Source organism: Vineibacter terrae, from assembly GCF_008039615.1.
GTDB classification, from domain to species: Bacteria; Pseudomonadota; Alphaproteobacteria; order Reyranellales; family Reyranellaceae; genus Vineibacter; species Vineibacter terrae.
The window spans coordinates 27,835-42,414 of sequence record NZ_VDUZ01000019.1 but is presented as its reverse complement, the minus strand read 5'-3'; the positions used below and the strand labels follow the sequence as shown (position 1 = coordinate 42,414).

Genomic DNA, 14,580 nt, shown 5'->3' with positions numbered 1-14,580 from the left:
GTCTATGGTGTCTGTGTTTTGGCCACCGTGGGCGCCCCGGGCGCGCTGCGTCAAGGTTCGCATGAAGGTATGACGCACGTTCGTTTCACGATTCGCCTGCTGCGGTGGGTAGGGGCGGCGGTGGTCGGCGCCGCCGTGATCGCGGTGCTGCTGCTGTGGCGTCTGTCGATGGGGCCGCTGGAGCTGCATTTCGCGCGCGCCTACGCCAACCGGACGTTCGACACCTCCGAAGGGCGCATGGCGCTGGAGGCGCGCCGGGTGTCGCTGGTCTGGGGCGGATGGCAGGAGCCGCTGCAGCTGGTGCTCGCCGACATTGCCGCCACCGATGCCAAGGGCATGCGGGTGGCGACGGTGCCGGCCGTGGTGATCAACCTCAGCTTCAACGCCCTGATCGGCGGCGCCCTGCAGCCGACGGAGATCGACATCGACAATGTGCGGGTGGACGTGGTGATCACCCGCGAAGGCCTGATCGAGACCTTCCTGCCGCAGGACGACGACGCATCCTCGTCCCGGATCCTGCCCATCCTGCTGGAACAGCTGCTGAAGGAACCGGATGTGAATCATCCGCTGGGCCGCCTGAACCAGGTCCGGATCAGCTCGGCCCATGTGCGCGTCGACGACAAGACGACCGGCTTCGTCTGGGACGCGCCGGCAGCCCGGGCGCTGATGGTGCGGGACGAGGCGGGCGTGCGCATGCAGGGCGCGCTGACCGTCCAGGCCGGCGGGCACAACGCCGAGTTCCAGCTCTCGGCCCTGTACGGCCGCTCGCGCGAGCAGCTCGATATCAGCCTGCGCGGCCAGAACCTGCGGCTGTCGGCCTTTGCCTCGGCGGCGCCGCAGCTGGCGCCGCTGGCCGACCTCGACATGCCGATGGACGGTGCGATCCGCGTGTCGGCATCGGGCAAGGGCGAGATCCGCAACGTCGACCTCGACCTGCGTGGTGGCCCTGGCCGTATCGGCATTCCCGGCGTCCTGAGCCCGGCCCGGGACGTCGACCGGGCAACCTTGCGGCTCTCCTTCACGCCGGCCGAGAACCGGGTGCGGGTGGAGGAATTCAGTGTCGGCTTCAACGGCCCGACGGCCAGCCTGCGCGGGCTGCTGGAGCTGAAGCAGCGCGATTTCCGTTTCGAGGGCAGTGCCGAGCTCAAGGACGTGCCGGTGCCGCGGCTGGCCGAATTCTGGCTCGAGCCGCTGGCGGCCGGCGGCCGCGCCTGGACCATGGCCAACATCTCCGACGGCATGGTCAATGCCATCACGCTCGACTTCGCCGTCGGCGGCAACCTCGATCATCCGGAGAACCTGAAGGTCGAGCGCTCGCTGGCCCAGATGCGCTACGAGGGGCTGACGGTGCGCTACCTCGACCCGATGCCGCCGCTGCGGGGCGTGTCGGGCACGATGCGCTTCGACGGCGCGCTGATGCGCTTCGATATCGCCTCGGGCGCCGTCGGCAACATCAAGCTCGCCGGCGGCCGGGTCGATGTCCTGGGGCTGGAGGGCGGCGACAACCATCGCACCGAGATCGAGCTGCAGATCCGCAGCAGCGTGCCCGACACGATGGCTTTCCTGGAGCATCCCAAGATCGGCCTGGCCAAGGACCTGCTGTTCAACCCCAAGCGGACGGCTGGCGATGTGGCGGTCACGCTGCGCCTGAAGCTGCCGCTGCTGAAGTCGGTGGCCATGAGCGACGTCAGCTATTGGGCCGGTGCCGACATCGAGCGCTTCGCGCTGCAGAACGCCGCCCTGGGCCTGAACCTGACCGACGCGACGGCGCGGCTGGAGGTCGATGCCCGCGAGCTGAAGGTGACGGGCAAGGGCAAGGTCGAGGGCCAGGTGCTGGACGTGCAGTGGCGCGAGCTGTTCGGGCCCAAGCCGGCCTTCCGGCGCCGCTACGAGGTGAAGGGGCAGATCTCGCAGGCAACCCTGGCCAAGGCCGGCCTGGCGGGATTGGAGCCCTACATGTCCGGCAGCGTGATCCTGGCGCCGCTGGTCTACAAGGTGCCGGTGGCGGGGCCGAGCGAGCTCTCGATCAAGGCAGACCTCAAGCCGACCCGGCTGGAGATCCCCGACATCAAGTGGGAGAAGGCCGTCGGGAGCGATGGCCAGTTGACGGCGAGCGCGCGCTTCGCCGGCGGGCCGGTGCCGGCCAGCACCGACTTCGATCTGCGCGCGGGCGACCTGTCGGTCGCCGGCAAGATCGAGCTGCGGGCCACGGACGGCCAATTTCAGCGTGCCACGCTCAGCCGCGTGACATTGGGGCGCACCAATATCAGCGGCGAAGTCCGCCGCACCGACACCGGCTATGCCATAGATGCCCGCGGTCCCGCGCTCGACGTCGCCCGCTTCCTGGAGGACGAGAAGCAGGCGCCGCGGCCTCCCGACCCCAACGCGCCAGCCCAGCCGCTGAGCGGGCCGGTCATGGCGATCTCGCTCGATATCGGTCAAGTCCTGCTGAAGCGAGGCGCCCTGCCGGCCGTGAAGGGTGTCCTCACGCGTCAGGGCGAGCGTCTGCTGACGACCGATCTTCAGCTTGCCGCCAGCTCTGCCGGGCCGACGAAATTGACGCTCAAGGCCCAAGGCAACGGCCGCCACCTGGACGTGAAGTCGCCCGACGTCGGTGGCCTCCTGCGCGCTGCCGGATGGCTCGACGGCCTGGTTGGCGGCGAGCTCGGCATAACCGCGCAGTTCGACGACTCCAAAGCCGATCCACCGATGACGATCAACGTCGAGATGAAGAAGTTCCGGCTTGCGCAAACGGCGCCGACCCGCGACCGCGATGTCGGCACGCTCAACGACGTCATCGAGCAGCTCGGCAGGGCCGGCAATGCCGGCCAGGTGTTCGACAAGCTCGAAGCCCGCATCGACAAGGCCGGCGCCCGCATGACCATCCGCGATGGCCGGACCAGCGGCAATTCGGTGGGCATCACGGCTCAGGGCACATACCAGTTCGACCGCGATGAGATCTGCCTGGCCGGCGCCGTGACGCCGGCCTACGTGCTCAACGCCTTCCTGTCCAATGTTCCGGTGCTGGGCTGGATCCTGACCGGGGGCGAGGGGCGCGGCATGTTCGCCATCAACTATTCGCTGCGCGGACCGATCGACAATCCCAAGGGTGAGGTCAACGCCGCGACGGCGATCACGCCGGGCTTCCTGCGCCGCATGATGGAGGGCACCTGCGGCGTCACCAGCGGGGCGACCGACCAGGTCAGCGCTCCCGATGAGCGCCGCACGCTGGAGCAGCAGCAGCAGGAGAGGATCGGTCACTGACGCCCGCCGCGATGCCGAACGAAGCCGCTGCGCGCGTTCGGCATTGACAGGGCTCGGCGCGCGCTCACGCGGGCCAGCGGTGCTGCGTTCGCTTCCACGATAAGCACTCCAGGCATTGCCGCCGCGCCGGCCCGCATGATGCAATTGCATTTGCTCACTTGTGATGCAAAGTCGGCAGGCCGACGTGAGAGACCGTGATCCGGGGGGATTTGTGCTATAGGGCCGCTCCGTTTGTGGAATGCGACATGCTGGACAAGACCTACGACCCCAAGGATATCGAAGCCCGCCGCTATGCCGAGTGGGAGCAGTCGGGCGCGTTCGACTGCAAGCCTGAGTCGGGCAAGCCGCCTTACTGCATCGTCATTCCGCCGCCCAACGTCACCGGCAGCCTGCATCTGGGGCATGCGCTCGACAACACGCTGCAGGACGTGCTGATCCGCTGGCGGCGCATGAAGGGCGATGATGCGCTATGGCAGCCCGGCACCGATCACGCCGGCATCGCGACCCAGATGGTGGTGACGCGCCAGCTCGAGGCGAAGGGGATCGGGCTGGCGCTGGGGCAGGCCGCCAAGGAAGGCAATCAGAAGCTGCTGAGCCGCGACGAGTTCCTGGCCCGCGTCTGGGAATGGAAGGCCGAATCGGGCGGCACCATCACCCGCCAGCTGCGCCGGCTGGGCGCGTCGTGCGATTGGCGGCGCGAGCGCTTCACCATGGACGAGGGCCTCTCGCACGCCGTGCTGAAGGTGTTCGTCGACCTCTACAAGCAGGGCCTGCTCTACAAGGACAAGCGGCTGGTCAACTGGGACCCCAAGATGCTGACGGCGATCTCCGATCTGGAGGTCGAGTCGCACGAGGTCAAGGGCAGCCTGTGGTACATCCGCTACCCGATCGAGGGCGACGAAGGCCGCTACATCGTCGTGGCCACGACGCGGCCCGAGACCATGCTGGGTGATACCGCGATCGCCGTGCACCCCGACGATCCCACCTGGAAGCATCTGATCGGCCGCCACGCCGTCCTGCCGGTGGCCGGCCGGCGCCTGCCCATCGTCGCCGATACCTATTCCGATCCCGAGAAGGGATCTGGCGCGGTGAAGATCACGCCGGCGCACGACTTCAACGATTTCGAGGTCGGCCGCCGCCACAACCTGCGCGCGGTCAGCGTGCTGGACAAGTTCGCCCGGATGCTGCTGCGGGACAACGCCGACTTCCTCGAGGGCCTGCCGAGCGAGGCCGCCGCCGGCGTCGTGCAGGCGTATCACGGGCTCGACCGCTTCGAGGCGCGCAAGAGGCTGGTGGCCGAGCTCGAAGCGTCCGGCCTGATCGAGAAGATCGAGCCGCACACCCACAGCGTGCCCTACGGCGATCGCGGCGGCGTGCCGATCGAGCCGTTCCTGACCGAGCAGTGGTACGTGAACGCCAAGGAGCTGGCCAAGGCGCCGATCGAGGCCGTGCGCAAGGGCGACGTGGCCTTCGTGCCGGCCCGCGGCAAGGACGACTTCTTCCGCTGGATGGAGGACATCCAGCCCTGGTGCGTGTCGCGCCAGCTGTGGTGGGGCCACCAGATCCCCGCCTGGTACGATGCGCAGGGCAACGTCTTCGTCGAGCTCAGCGAGGCGGAGGCCAAGGCCGCGGCCCGCGCCAGGCACGGCCGGGACGTGCCGCTGACGCGCGATCCCGACGTGCTCGACACCTGGTTCAGCTCGGCCCTGTGGCCGTTCTCGACCCTGGGCTGGCCCGAGCAGACCAGGGAGCTCGAGCACTACTACCCGACCAACGTGCTGGTGACCGGCTGGGACATCCTGTTCTTCTGGGTCGCCCGCATGATGATGATGGGCATGCATTTCATGAAGGACGTGCCTTTCCGCACGGTCTACCTGCACGGGTTGATCACGGACGAGAAGGGCCAGAAGATGTCCAAGTCGAAGGGCAACATCATCGACCCGCTCGACCTGATCGACAAATACGGCGCCGATGCGCTGCGCTTCACGCTGGCCGCCATCGCCGTGCAGGGGCGGCCGGGCCAGCCGATGAAGCTGGCGCCGGCGCGCGTCGAAGGCTACCGTAACTTCGCCACCAAGCTGTGGAACGCCACCCGCTTCAGCCAGATGAACGGCGTTGCGATCCCGGCCGGCTTCGATCCGGCCACAGCGACGCTGACGGTGAACAGGTGGATCCTCGGCGAGCTGGCGCGCTGCGCCGCCACCGTCGACAAGGCGATCGCCGAGTTCCGGTTCAACGACGCCGCGAGCGCGCTCTACGCCTTCGTGTGGGGCACCCTGTGCGACTGGTATGTCGAGTTCACCAAGCCGATCTTCCAGGGCGCCGATGCGATGGCGATCGCCGAGACCCGCGCCGTCACCGGCATCGTGCTGCGCGACACGGTGAAGCTGCTGCATCCGATCATGCCGTTCATTACCGAGGAGATCTGGGACACGCTGGGCCACCGTGCCGAAAGCGGCGCGCTGATCGGCCAGCCCTGGCCCGGGACGGCGGCATTGGACGAGGCGGCCGGCAGCGAGATGGGCTGGCTGGTGAAGCTGATCACCGACATCCGCTCGGCGCGCTCCGAGGTGAACGTGCCGGCCGGCGCCAGGCTCAGGCTCGTGGTGCGTGACGCCGATGCCACCACGCAGGCGCGGCTCGAGGCGCATCGCAGCGCCCTGCAGCTTCTGGCGCGCATCAATGGCATCGAGCTCGACGGCGCGCTGCCCTCCGGCTCGCTGCAGGTGGTGGTCGGCGAGGCGACCTACGCCCTGCCGGTCGGCGCCGTGATCGACCTGGCGGCCGAGCGCGCGCGGCTCGACAAGGAGATCCGCAAGCTCGAGGGCGAGGTGTCGAAGATCGACGCCAAGCTGGGCAACGCGCAGTTCCTGGCGCGGGCGCCCGAGGAGGTCGTCGAGGAGCAGCGCGAGCGGCGCGAGGAGGCGCTCTCGGTCGCTGCCCGCCTGCGGCAGGCCACGGCGCGGCTGGCTGGCTGAGAGGGGGAGCGCCAGCTTCCAGCCGGCATGATCCGGCGTGGCGCCCCCGCCACTGTGGCAGCCGTCAGTCCTGCGTTGCGCCAGCGTAGGCGGTGGCCGTCATGGACGGTCGCCGGGCGAAGCCGTCGCACCACGCGCGCAACCGCGGGTGCTCCTGGTCGGGCGCCGGAAGATCGCGAAAGTCGATCCAGGTCAGGGCGGTCGCCAAGGCGATCTGACCGAGGTCAACCGGCCCGCCGAGGTCGACCTCGCGCTCCAGGAAGGCGTAGGCCGCCAGCAGCTTGCCGGTCTGCGCCTGGGCCATTGATTGCCAACGAAGGGCCACAGGCCGCCTCTCGGCATCCCAGCGCACCGCGATGCCGGCGTCGAGGATCCCGTGGGCGATCGCCTGCAGTCGAAGCGCCAGGAAGCGCGCCCGGCCCTCAGCCGGGATGAGGCGCGGTCCGTCGTGCAGGCTGTCGAGGTACTCGCAGATCACGGTCGAATCGAACAGCGCAAGCCCGTCGTCGCAGATCAGCACCGGGACCTTGCCCAGCGGATTGGCGGCGTGCACCGTTTCGTTGCGCCGGGTCGGGCTGGTCTCGTGATGCACGACCTGGAGCCTGTCGGCAATGCCGGCTTCATGCGCCAGCACCAGCACCTTGCGGGCATAGGGTGAATGCGTCTGGTAGAGAAGCTTCATCGTGCGAGCGCCGGAAGTAGCGGCTGGGCGGGGTGCCCAGCGCGCGCTTGAACATGGCCGCGAAGGCCGAGGGCGACTCATAGCCCAGATCGAGCGCGATGCGGGTGATGGCCTGGCCTTCCGCCAGCCGTGCCATGGCGGCCAGCAGGCGCGCCTGCTGGCGCCAGTCGGCGAAGCTCAGGGTCGTCTCGCGCTGGAACAGGCGGGCCAGCGTGCGGGCGCTGGCGCCGGCCTCGCGCGCCCAGTCGTCGAGCGTGCGGGCATCGCCGGGATCGGCCTGCAGGTGCCGGCACATCGCCTGCAGGCGCGCGTCGCGCGGCATCGGCAGGTCGAGCGCCAGCGAGGGCAGGGCGGCGATCTCCTCGAGGATCAGCGCCATCACATGGCCGCCGGAAGCGGTCTCGTCGTAGAGCACGGGCAGCGCGCAGGCGCGCAGGACCAGCTCGCGCAGCAGCGCCGAGACGGCGATGACGCGGATCGTGGCCGGCAGGCGCCCGCCGCGGGCCCGCGGATCGACATAGAGCGTGCGCATCGAGACCGCGCCGGCCATGCGAATCTCGTGCACCATGCCCGCCGGCATCCATAGCGCCCGCTGCGGCGGCACCACCCAGGCGCCGTGGCCCGTCGCGATCGTCATCACGCCGCGCGCGGCGAAGATGAGCTGCGCCCGCTGATGGCTGTGGGGCGCGATATGGTGGCCGTCGGCGAACTCCTTGGCCATGGCCGCCACCGGCCGCGGCAGCGACTGGTAGTCGAGCGGATCGATGGATCTGGCCGGGGCAGGGGTGAGGGCGCGCGCCATCGTGCCGTGCTGTCCGATTTGCGACAATCATTGTCGCTTTGTAGCATGCGCGACAAGCGGCGGCAGCCTACAGTCTGCTGCGAGCGAGTCGCGGCAGACCCCGGCGCCGCGCCCGGAGGAGGCAATGCGTAACACCAGTCCGACCGCGCTGCTGCTCAATCTCGGCCACGCCATGGATCACTGGGTGCTGGTGATCTTCCTCTACACGGTGAGCGTGCTGGCTGGCGTCTGGGGCACCGACTGGAAGGAGCTGACGCCCTATGCGTTCGGCGCCTCGTTCATGTTCGGCGCCGGCTCGATCGTGTCGGGCAAGCTGGGCGACCAGTGGGGCCGGCGCAGCATGATGATCGTCTTCTTCGCCGGCATGGGGGTCTCCAGCCTGCTGATCGCGCTGTGCCAGGACAAGTGGCAGATCGGCGTGGCGCTGACCCTGATGGGCGCCTTCGCCTCGATCTACCATCCCGTCGGCATCCCGATGCTGGTGCAGAAGGCCAAGAAGCCGGGCTTCACCATCGGGGTCAACGGCCTCGTCGGCAATCTCGGGGTCGCGCTGGGCGCCAGCGTGTCGGTATGGCTGGCGACGCGCTTCGGCTGGCAGACGGCCTATGTCGTGCCCGGCGTGATCTGCCTGCTGGCAGCGGTCGCCTTCGCGGTCGTGGTGCCGCGGGAGGAGGAGGCGCCGGCGCGGCGCAAGGCCAAGATCCTGGAGCTGCCGCCCTCGGTCATGGCGCGGGTGTTCCTGATCATGACCATAACAGCCATCACCGGCAGCATCGTCTTCAACTTCACCACCAACAGCAACGGCGAGTTCCTCAAGTCGGGCATCAAGGAGCTCGCCGAGAACCCGACGGCGCTGGGCGTGGCGCTGCTGGCGGTGTTCGCGATCGCGTCGCTGGCCCAGCTCGTGGTCGGCGCGCTGATCGACCGCTATCCCCTGAAGTGGATCTACCTGCCGATCATCCTGTGCCAGATCCCGCTGTTCATGCTCGCGGCCCATGCCACGGGCTGGGCGCTGCTGGCCACCGTGATCGCCTTCATGGTCTTCGTCTTCGGCGCCATCCCGTTCACCGACGCCATGATCGTGCGCTACATCGACGACCGGCTGCGCTCGCGCGTGACAGGCGTGCGGCTGGCGATCGGCTTCGGCATCAGCTCGATCGTCGTCGCCCTGATCGGCCCGTCGGTGAAGGCCGCCGGCTTTCCAACCCTGCTGATGATGCTGGCCGGCGTCGCCGCCGTGGCGCTGGTGGCATTGTCCTTCCTGCCCGACGAGCGCGCCGTGGCGCAGGCCGCGGCGCCCAGGCCGGCGGAATAGGCCTCCTGCTCCTCTCCCGCTTTGCGGGAGAGGAAGGGGCCCATCGTGCGAAGCACGATGGGAAGGTGAGGGGTTAAGGACGAGGTGCCGTGCGTGAGGCCCTCACCCGTCGCGCTTCGCGCGCCGACCTCTCCCGCCTGCGGGAGAGGTGAAGACGCTACCCGTCGATCAGCGCGTCGACGGCGTCGGCGTCGCGCCGGAAGGCGAGCCGTGCCGCATCCGGATCGGGTGTCGTGATCTGCCAGAACGAGTGCCAGTATTCGGCATGGTTGTTGTTGCCGATCGGCACGGCCGGCGGGATCAGCAGCAGCGCGGCACGCGCCAGGTAGAGGCTGAACTGGTCGTTGCGCTCCAGCAGGTTCTCCAGCAGGTGCCCGTCGGGGAAGGCGGCGCCGCGTCCGCCCGGGCCCCAGTCGGGCAGCGAATAGGCGCAGCGCACCAGTCCGGGCCATCCCAGCCCGGCGATATCGCCCAGCCGATGGGTGACCCGGTCGGCAGCGGCGCGCGTCAGGCGCATAAGGGCGTCCTTGGCGCGGTGGGCCTCGAACGGCACGATGCCGCGTCCCGGACCGGCGCCGTCCTGCATGTCCCGCGCGCCCTGACGGCGGTAGCGCAGCCGGCTGCCGTGCCAGGCCAAGTGCAGCAGGAAGCGCGCCACGTTCTCGCGCGCCGCTTGCGGCCGGTCGCCATGCAGGTCGGTCACGCAGGCACGCGCCATGGACAGGAACCGGGCGGCGCGCTGCGCATCGGGGGCGCCGGCCTCGACATTGGCGGCGCGTACCAGCGGCGGCGGCAGCACCGTGGCCGACGCCATCTGCCGCGCCAGCACATCGGGGATCGACACCGCGTGCATGGCGACCCGCGCGTTGAGCGAATCGACCATCGCGCCCCAGGATATCTGCGGTGCCGTGCGCGCCGGCTTTGCCGTCGCCCGGCGGGTGGCGCGCTTGGCCTTGACCTTGACCTTGACCTTGACCTTGACCTTGGGCTTGTCGGCTGGACGCCGGGCGGTCGGGGATTTGGTCGCCGCCCGTGTCCGCGCGGCCGTCGGAGGCTTGGGTGCCTTGGCGCGCGCCGTCTTGCCGCGAGTGGCTGATTTTTTCTTCACGGCGGTTTTCCTGCTTTTACCTTTGGCCATGCCAACCCCCACGCTCCGCCGGTATCGGGGCGCAAAGTGCCGCAGACCATGGCTCCGAGTCTAGCATCGCGCGGCCGGCAGCTCGGCGTGGCGCTTGTCGCCGCGATGCCGCTGCGGCCATGGTTGGAGCCGACACGGCAACAGGAGCTTGCATGACTGCCGGCGACAACACCAGGACCGCCTCGGCGAGCGCCGCGCTGATCGCCATCGACTGGGGCACCAGCGCGCTGCGTGGCTGGCTGCTGGCGCCTGACGGCACGGTGCTCGACCGACGCGCCGGCGCGCAGGGCATTATGGCCGTGCCTGACGGCGGTTTCGATGCCGCCTACCGCGCGTTTACGGCCGAATGGCGGGCCCAGTGGCCGGCGCTGCCGGCGCTGGCCGCCGGCATGATCGGCAGCCGTCAGGGCTGGGCCGAGGCGCCCTACGTGGCATGCCCCGCCGGCTTTGCCGATCTCAGCGGCCGCTGCATCGTGGTCGGCGTGCGGGATGCCGTGCTCACGATCGTGCCCGGCCTGTCGTGGCAGGCGCCCGATGCGATGATCGACGTCATGCGCGGCGAAGAGACGCAGATCTTCGGCGCGCAGCAAGCCGGTGAGAAGGATGGCCTGTTCATCCTGCCGGGCACGCACAGCAAGTGGGCGCGGGTCGAGGCTGGCCGCATCGTTGCGTTTGCCACATGCATGACCGGCGAGCTGTTCGCGGTGCTGCGCGCGCACTCGATCCTGGGCCGCATGATGCCGGCGGACGGATCGATGGGGCACGATCCTGCCGCCTTCGACGCCGGCGCCCGGGATGGGCTCGACAATGGCCATGAGCTGCTGCGCCGCCTGTTCGGCGTGCGCACGCGTGGCTTGTTCGGCCGGCTCGCGCCGCAGGCGGCGCCCAGCTTCCTCTCGGGCCTGCTGATCGGGTCGGAGGTCCGCGCCGCGCGCGAGGCCGGGCGGGCAGGCGAGGGCGTGTCCGGCGCCACGCTGATCGGCGATGCGGTGCTGTGCCAGCGCTACGCGCACGTGCTCGCCATGGCCGGCATCGCCGCGCGCAGCGCCGATGCCGATGTGACGCCGCGCGGCCTGTGGCTTCTGGCGCGTGCCGCGGGCATGATCGGCGCATGACCGCCGCCACGCCACTGCCTGCGAGCCCCGACCTGCGCACGGCGCTCGCCGCCTGTCCGCTGATCGCCATCCTGCGCGGCCTCACTCCGGCCGAGGCGCCGGCCATCGGCGCGGCGCTGGTCGGTGCCGGGTTCACCGTGCTCGAGGTGCCGCTGAACTCGCCGCAACCCATCGACAGCATCCGGCGGCTGGCGGCGGCGCATCCGACCGCCCTGGTCGGGGCGGGCACCGTCATGACCACCGCCGAGGTCGATCAGGTGGCGGCGGCCGGCGGCCGGCTGATCGTGATGCCGCATGCCGATCTGGCCGTGGTGCGCCACGCCCGGGCGCGCGGCCTCGTCTGCGCGCCCGGCGTCGCGACGCCGACCGAAGGCTTCGCCGCCCTGGCGGCCGGCGCCGAGGCGCTCAAGCTGTTTCCCGGCGAGATGCTGACGCCCGCGGTGCTCAAGGCGCTGCGCGCCGTCTTTCCTCGCGACGTGCTGATGGTCCCGGTTGGCGGCGTCAGCGAGGCGACCATGCCGGCCTATTGGGCGGCCGGCGCCGACGGCTTCGGCATCGGCTCGGCGCTCTACAAGCCGGGCGCCACCGCCGCCGACGTCACGCGCCGCGCCGGCGTCCTGATCGACGCCGCGCGGGCGCTGCGGCGCTGAAGCCTGTCTTTGGACCGCGGGCGTCCACGCCCGCATTCGCCCGGAGCGCCCTCATTCGCCCGAAGCGAAAGCGTAGGGCGACATTTGTCGGCGCGCCGCGCCGATGCGCGCGTGGACGTGCGCGGTCCGAAGCAAGGCGCTACCGCGCCGACGCGTCCTGGCTGATGTCGTCGCGATAGGTCTCCGGTCCCATCCAGACGGCGATTGCGGTGATCAGCGACAGCACGATCATGTACAGCGACACGGCCCAGGTCTGTCCGCCGGCCAGCAGCACGAAATAGGCGGCGAGGAACGGTGCCGGGCCGCCGGCGATGATCGACCCCAGCTCGCGCGCGAAGGCGAAGCCGCTGAAGCGCCGCTTGGGGCCGAACAGCTCGGCGAAGTAGGCTGCCTGCGGCCCGAACATCGCCGCGGTGCCGACCGCGCGCGCCAGGATGAAGGCGATGGCGATGAGGTACGCCTCCTTGGTGCCGACCAGCCAGAAGAACGGGAAGGCCAGCGCCGCCGAGAACAGCGCCCCGAAGATGTAGACCGGCCGCCGCCCGATGCGGTCCGACAGCATCGAGAAGGCGAGCAGGGCCACCAGCTCGACGCCGAAAGCCACCATCAGCGCGGTCAGCGCCGTGGAGCGCGGCACGCCCAGCGTGTTCACGACATAGTTCAGGCCGAACACGGGGATGAGATAGCCAAGGCCGTTCTCGGCGATGCGGGCCCCGACCAGCACGAAGAAGTTGCGGGGCTGGCGGCTGATGGCCTGCCATACCGGCGCCTTCTCGGGCTTGCGCTTGGCCACCGCCTCGGTGAAGACCGGCGTCTCCATGATGTTCGAGCGGATGTAGAGGCCGACCACGATCAGCACGATGCTGACCAGGAAGGGGACACGCCAGCCCCAGCTCAGCAGCTGCTCGCGCGGCAGCTCCGACACGAGATAGAAGACGCCGGCCGCCAGCAGGTTGCCGACGCTGACCCCGATCGGCGCCCAGCTGCCCCAGAAGCCGCGCTTGCCGTGTGGCGCGCTCTCGACCAGCAGGATCACGGCGCCACCGTACTCGGCGCCGGCGCCGAAGCCCTGGATCAGCCGCAGGACGATCAGCAGGATCGGCGCCCAGATGCCGACCTGCTCATAGGTCGGCAGGAAGCCGATCAGCATGGTGCCGAAGCCCACCAGCAGCAGCGTGATCACCAGCATCGGCTTGCGGCCGATCTTGTCGCCGAAATGGCCGAAGACGAGGCCGCCTACCGGCCGCGCGAAGAACCCGACGCCGAAGGTCGCGAACGCCAGCAGCGTGCCCACGGTGGGGTCGCTCCTGGGGAAGAACAGCTCGCCGAAGACCAGCGCCGCGGCCATGCCGTAGATGAAGAAGTCGTACCACTCCAGCGCCGAGCCGATCGCCGAAGCCAGGATCACCCGGGTCCGGCTCTGGCCCGCGGCCATGCCGGCGGCCCCAGCGGTTGCCATTGCCATCCGTTTCCTCCTTTTGTGCATTGTCGTTGGTTGTTTCGGAACGCGGGCCTCCCGGCCCGCATTTCGCTCGCAGCGGAGCGGAAATCGAAGATCGGCGCTCACGCGCCGATGCGCGCCAGGAGGCGCGCGGTCCGAGCAAGCGAGAATATTTTCAGCCCACCGCCTCGGCGGTGGCGAAGAAGCGCTGCCGGCTGCCGGTCTGGTTCTCGTAGATCGAGCCCTGGTGCGCGGCCGGCGGCAGCGGCATGCGCACCGGCACGGGCGTCACGCGCGGCGTGATCGTGCGCTCGCCCGCGACCATGCGGCTGTCGAACTCCGCCAGGTTGGCGACGCCCATCAGCGGCCAGGCATCGGCAGCGGCGACCTCGTAGAGCAGAAGCTGGCGCCGCCGGTTCGACGTGTTGAGCGCCGATCCATGCAGCAGCCGCACGTGATGGAACGACATGGATCCGGCCCGGCCCGTCAGCGGCACGGCGCGGCGGGCTTCGTCGGCGATCGCCTCGGGGGCGATGGCGCCGCAGAAGGCGCCGCCGGCGTGGTGGTCGAAGATGGGACCCTTATGCGAGCCCGGCACCACCAGCAGCGGACCGTTGCTGAGCTCCATGTCGTCGAGCATCACGCCGATCGCCAGGATGTCGTCGTTGGTGTGCGGGTAGAAGGCCCAATCCTGATGCCACTCGACCGGCGAGCCATAGCGCGGCGCCTTCATGTTCAGCTTCGAGCCGTGCAGCCGCAGGTCGGGGCCGATCAGCCGCGACAGGATCGCCACCACGTTGGGGTGGCGCACCAGGTCGTTGAAGCGCCGGTCGATCTTGTGCGGCGTCTTGATGCGCCGCACGCGCGGCTGCGCCCGGGTGTGCGACGGCTCCAGGTCGTAGACATCGTCGTGCCGGTCAACTGACGCGGCGCGCGCGATCCAGTCGTCGATCACCGCCTGCAGCGCGCGCAGCTCGCCGGTGTTCAGGACATCGGGGACGACGAGATAGCCGTCACGCCGATAGATCTCGATGTCGTGCTGCGAAATCATGGCCGTTCCTATGAAAGCGCTTCCATGGTCGGTGGAAGCGCTTTCATTGTCAAGCTGCGCCATGCTGCCCACTGTCTGGCGATCGGTGGTCGTGCTTGAGTGGCGCCATGAAACCGAAAACCCGAACGCGGGCTGTGCCCACCG

Annotated in this window: 10 protein-coding genes; 5 read left to right on the top strand and 5 right to left on the bottom strand. The window is 69.6% G+C overall.

The annotated features are described in order from the left end of the window. Window positions 1-69 precede the first annotated feature (69 nt). Both FHP25_RS17465 and FHP25_RS17460 read left to right on the top strand, forming a co-directional pair. The gene (locus FHP25_RS17465; protein WP_147848231.1) at window positions 70-3,264 is read left to right on the top strand and encodes a YhdP family protein; all 3,195 of its coding nucleotides are present in this window, start codon (window positions 70-72) and stop codon (window positions 3,262-3,264) included. A 245-nt stretch (window positions 3,265-3,509) separates the two neighbouring features. After that, complete coding sequence (locus FHP25_RS17460; RefSeq protein WP_147848230.1) at window positions 3,510-6,242, top strand: valine--tRNA ligase; 2,733 nt, start codon at window positions 3,510-3,512, stop codon at window positions 6,240-6,242. 64 nt (window positions 6,243-6,306) lie between these two features. On the opposite strand, the gene FHP25_RS17455 is transcribed toward FHP25_RS17460, so the two are convergent. Together FHP25_RS17455 and FHP25_RS17450 are read right to left on the bottom strand one after the other, a co-directional pair. Further along, window positions 6,307-6,924, bottom strand: coding sequence for a glutathione S-transferase family protein (locus tag FHP25_RS17455; RefSeq protein WP_147848229.1), 618 nt, complete (start codon window positions 6,922-6,924; stop codon window positions 6,307-6,309). Continuing rightward, complete coding sequence (locus FHP25_RS17450; protein ID WP_147848228.1) at window positions 6,863-7,726, bottom strand: AraC family transcriptional regulator; 864 nt, start codon at window positions 7,724-7,726, stop codon at window positions 6,863-6,865. The genes FHP25_RS17455 and FHP25_RS17450 overlap by 62 nt, the downstream gene beginning before the upstream one ends. Window positions 7,727-7,850: 124 nt before the next feature. On the opposite strand from FHP25_RS17450, the gene FHP25_RS17445 reads away from it, so the two are divergent. Continuing rightward, entirely contained in the window at window positions 7,851-9,041 is a 1,191-nt protein-coding gene (locus tag FHP25_RS17445; protein WP_147848227.1) for an MFS transporter, read from the top strand. Between the two features lie 157 nt (window positions 9,042-9,198). Here FHP25_RS17445 and FHP25_RS17440 read toward each other — a convergent pair whose 3' ends face one another. Then, window positions 9,199-10,149, bottom strand: coding sequence for a hypothetical protein (locus tag FHP25_RS17440; RefSeq protein ID WP_147848226.1), 951 nt, complete (start codon window positions 10,147-10,149; stop codon window positions 9,199-9,201). Window positions 10,150-10,331: 182 nt separating this feature from the next. Between FHP25_RS17440 and FHP25_RS17435 the strand changes: the two genes are divergently transcribed. Together FHP25_RS17435 and FHP25_RS17430 are read left to right on the top strand one after the other, a co-directional pair. Next, the gene (locus FHP25_RS17435; protein WP_147848225.1) at window positions 10,332-11,294 is read left to right on the top strand and encodes a 2-dehydro-3-deoxygalactonokinase; all 963 of its coding nucleotides are present in this window, start codon (window positions 10,332-10,334) and stop codon (window positions 11,292-11,294) included. Next, complete coding sequence (locus FHP25_RS17430) at window positions 11,291-11,944, top strand: 2-dehydro-3-deoxy-6-phosphogalactonate aldolase (RefSeq protein WP_147848224.1); 654 nt, start codon at window positions 11,291-11,293, stop codon at window positions 11,942-11,944. The genes FHP25_RS17435 and FHP25_RS17430 overlap by 4 nt, the downstream gene beginning before the upstream one ends. A 139-nt stretch (window positions 11,945-12,083) precedes the next feature. Here the strand turns inward: FHP25_RS17430 and FHP25_RS17425 are convergent, their stop codons facing one another. Together FHP25_RS17425 and FHP25_RS17420 are read right to left on the bottom strand one after the other, a co-directional pair. Beyond that, a complete protein-coding gene (locus FHP25_RS17425; RefSeq protein WP_218578422.1) occupies window positions 12,084-13,409 on the bottom strand; it encodes an MFS transporter in 1,326 nt (441 codons plus the stop codon). A 151-nt stretch (window positions 13,410-13,560) separates the two neighbouring features. After that, window positions 13,561-14,436, bottom strand: coding sequence for a phytanoyl-CoA dioxygenase family protein (locus tag FHP25_RS17420; RefSeq protein ID WP_147848223.1), 876 nt, complete (start codon window positions 14,434-14,436; stop codon window positions 13,561-13,563). Window positions 14,437-14,580 lie beyond the last annotated feature (144 nt).

Coding starts and splice junctions, on each gene's coding strand:
- FHP25_RS17420 (WP_147848223.1), bottom strand. CDS start 14,436: ATGATTTCGCAGCACGACATCGAGATCTATCGGCGTGACGGCTATCTC.
- FHP25_RS17465 (WP_147848231.1), top strand. CDS start 70: ATGACGCACGTTCGTTTCACGATTCGCCTGCTGCGGTGGGTAGGGGCG.
- FHP25_RS17445 (WP_147848227.1), top strand. CDS start 7,851: ATGCGTAACACCAGTCCGACCGCGCTGCTGCTCAATCTCGGCCACGCC.
- FHP25_RS17450 (WP_147848228.1), bottom strand. CDS start 7,726: ATGGCGCGCGCCCTCACCCCTGCCCCGGCCAGATCCATCGATCCGCTC.
- FHP25_RS17435 (WP_147848225.1), top strand. CDS start 10,332: ATGACTGCCGGCGACAACACCAGGACCGCCTCGGCGAGCGCCGCGCTG.
- FHP25_RS17455 (WP_147848229.1), bottom strand. CDS start 6,924: ATGAAGCTTCTCTACCAGACGCATTCACCCTATGCCCGCAAGGTGCTG.
- FHP25_RS17460 (WP_147848230.1), top strand. CDS start 3,510: ATGCTGGACAAGACCTACGACCCCAAGGATATCGAAGCCCGCCGCTAT.
- FHP25_RS17430 (WP_147848224.1), top strand. CDS start 11,291: ATGACCGCCGCCACGCCACTGCCTGCGAGCCCCGACCTGCGCACGGCG.
- FHP25_RS17425 (WP_218578422.1), bottom strand. CDS start 13,409: ATGGCAATGGCAACCGCTGGGGCCGCCGGCATGGCCGCGGGCCAGAGC.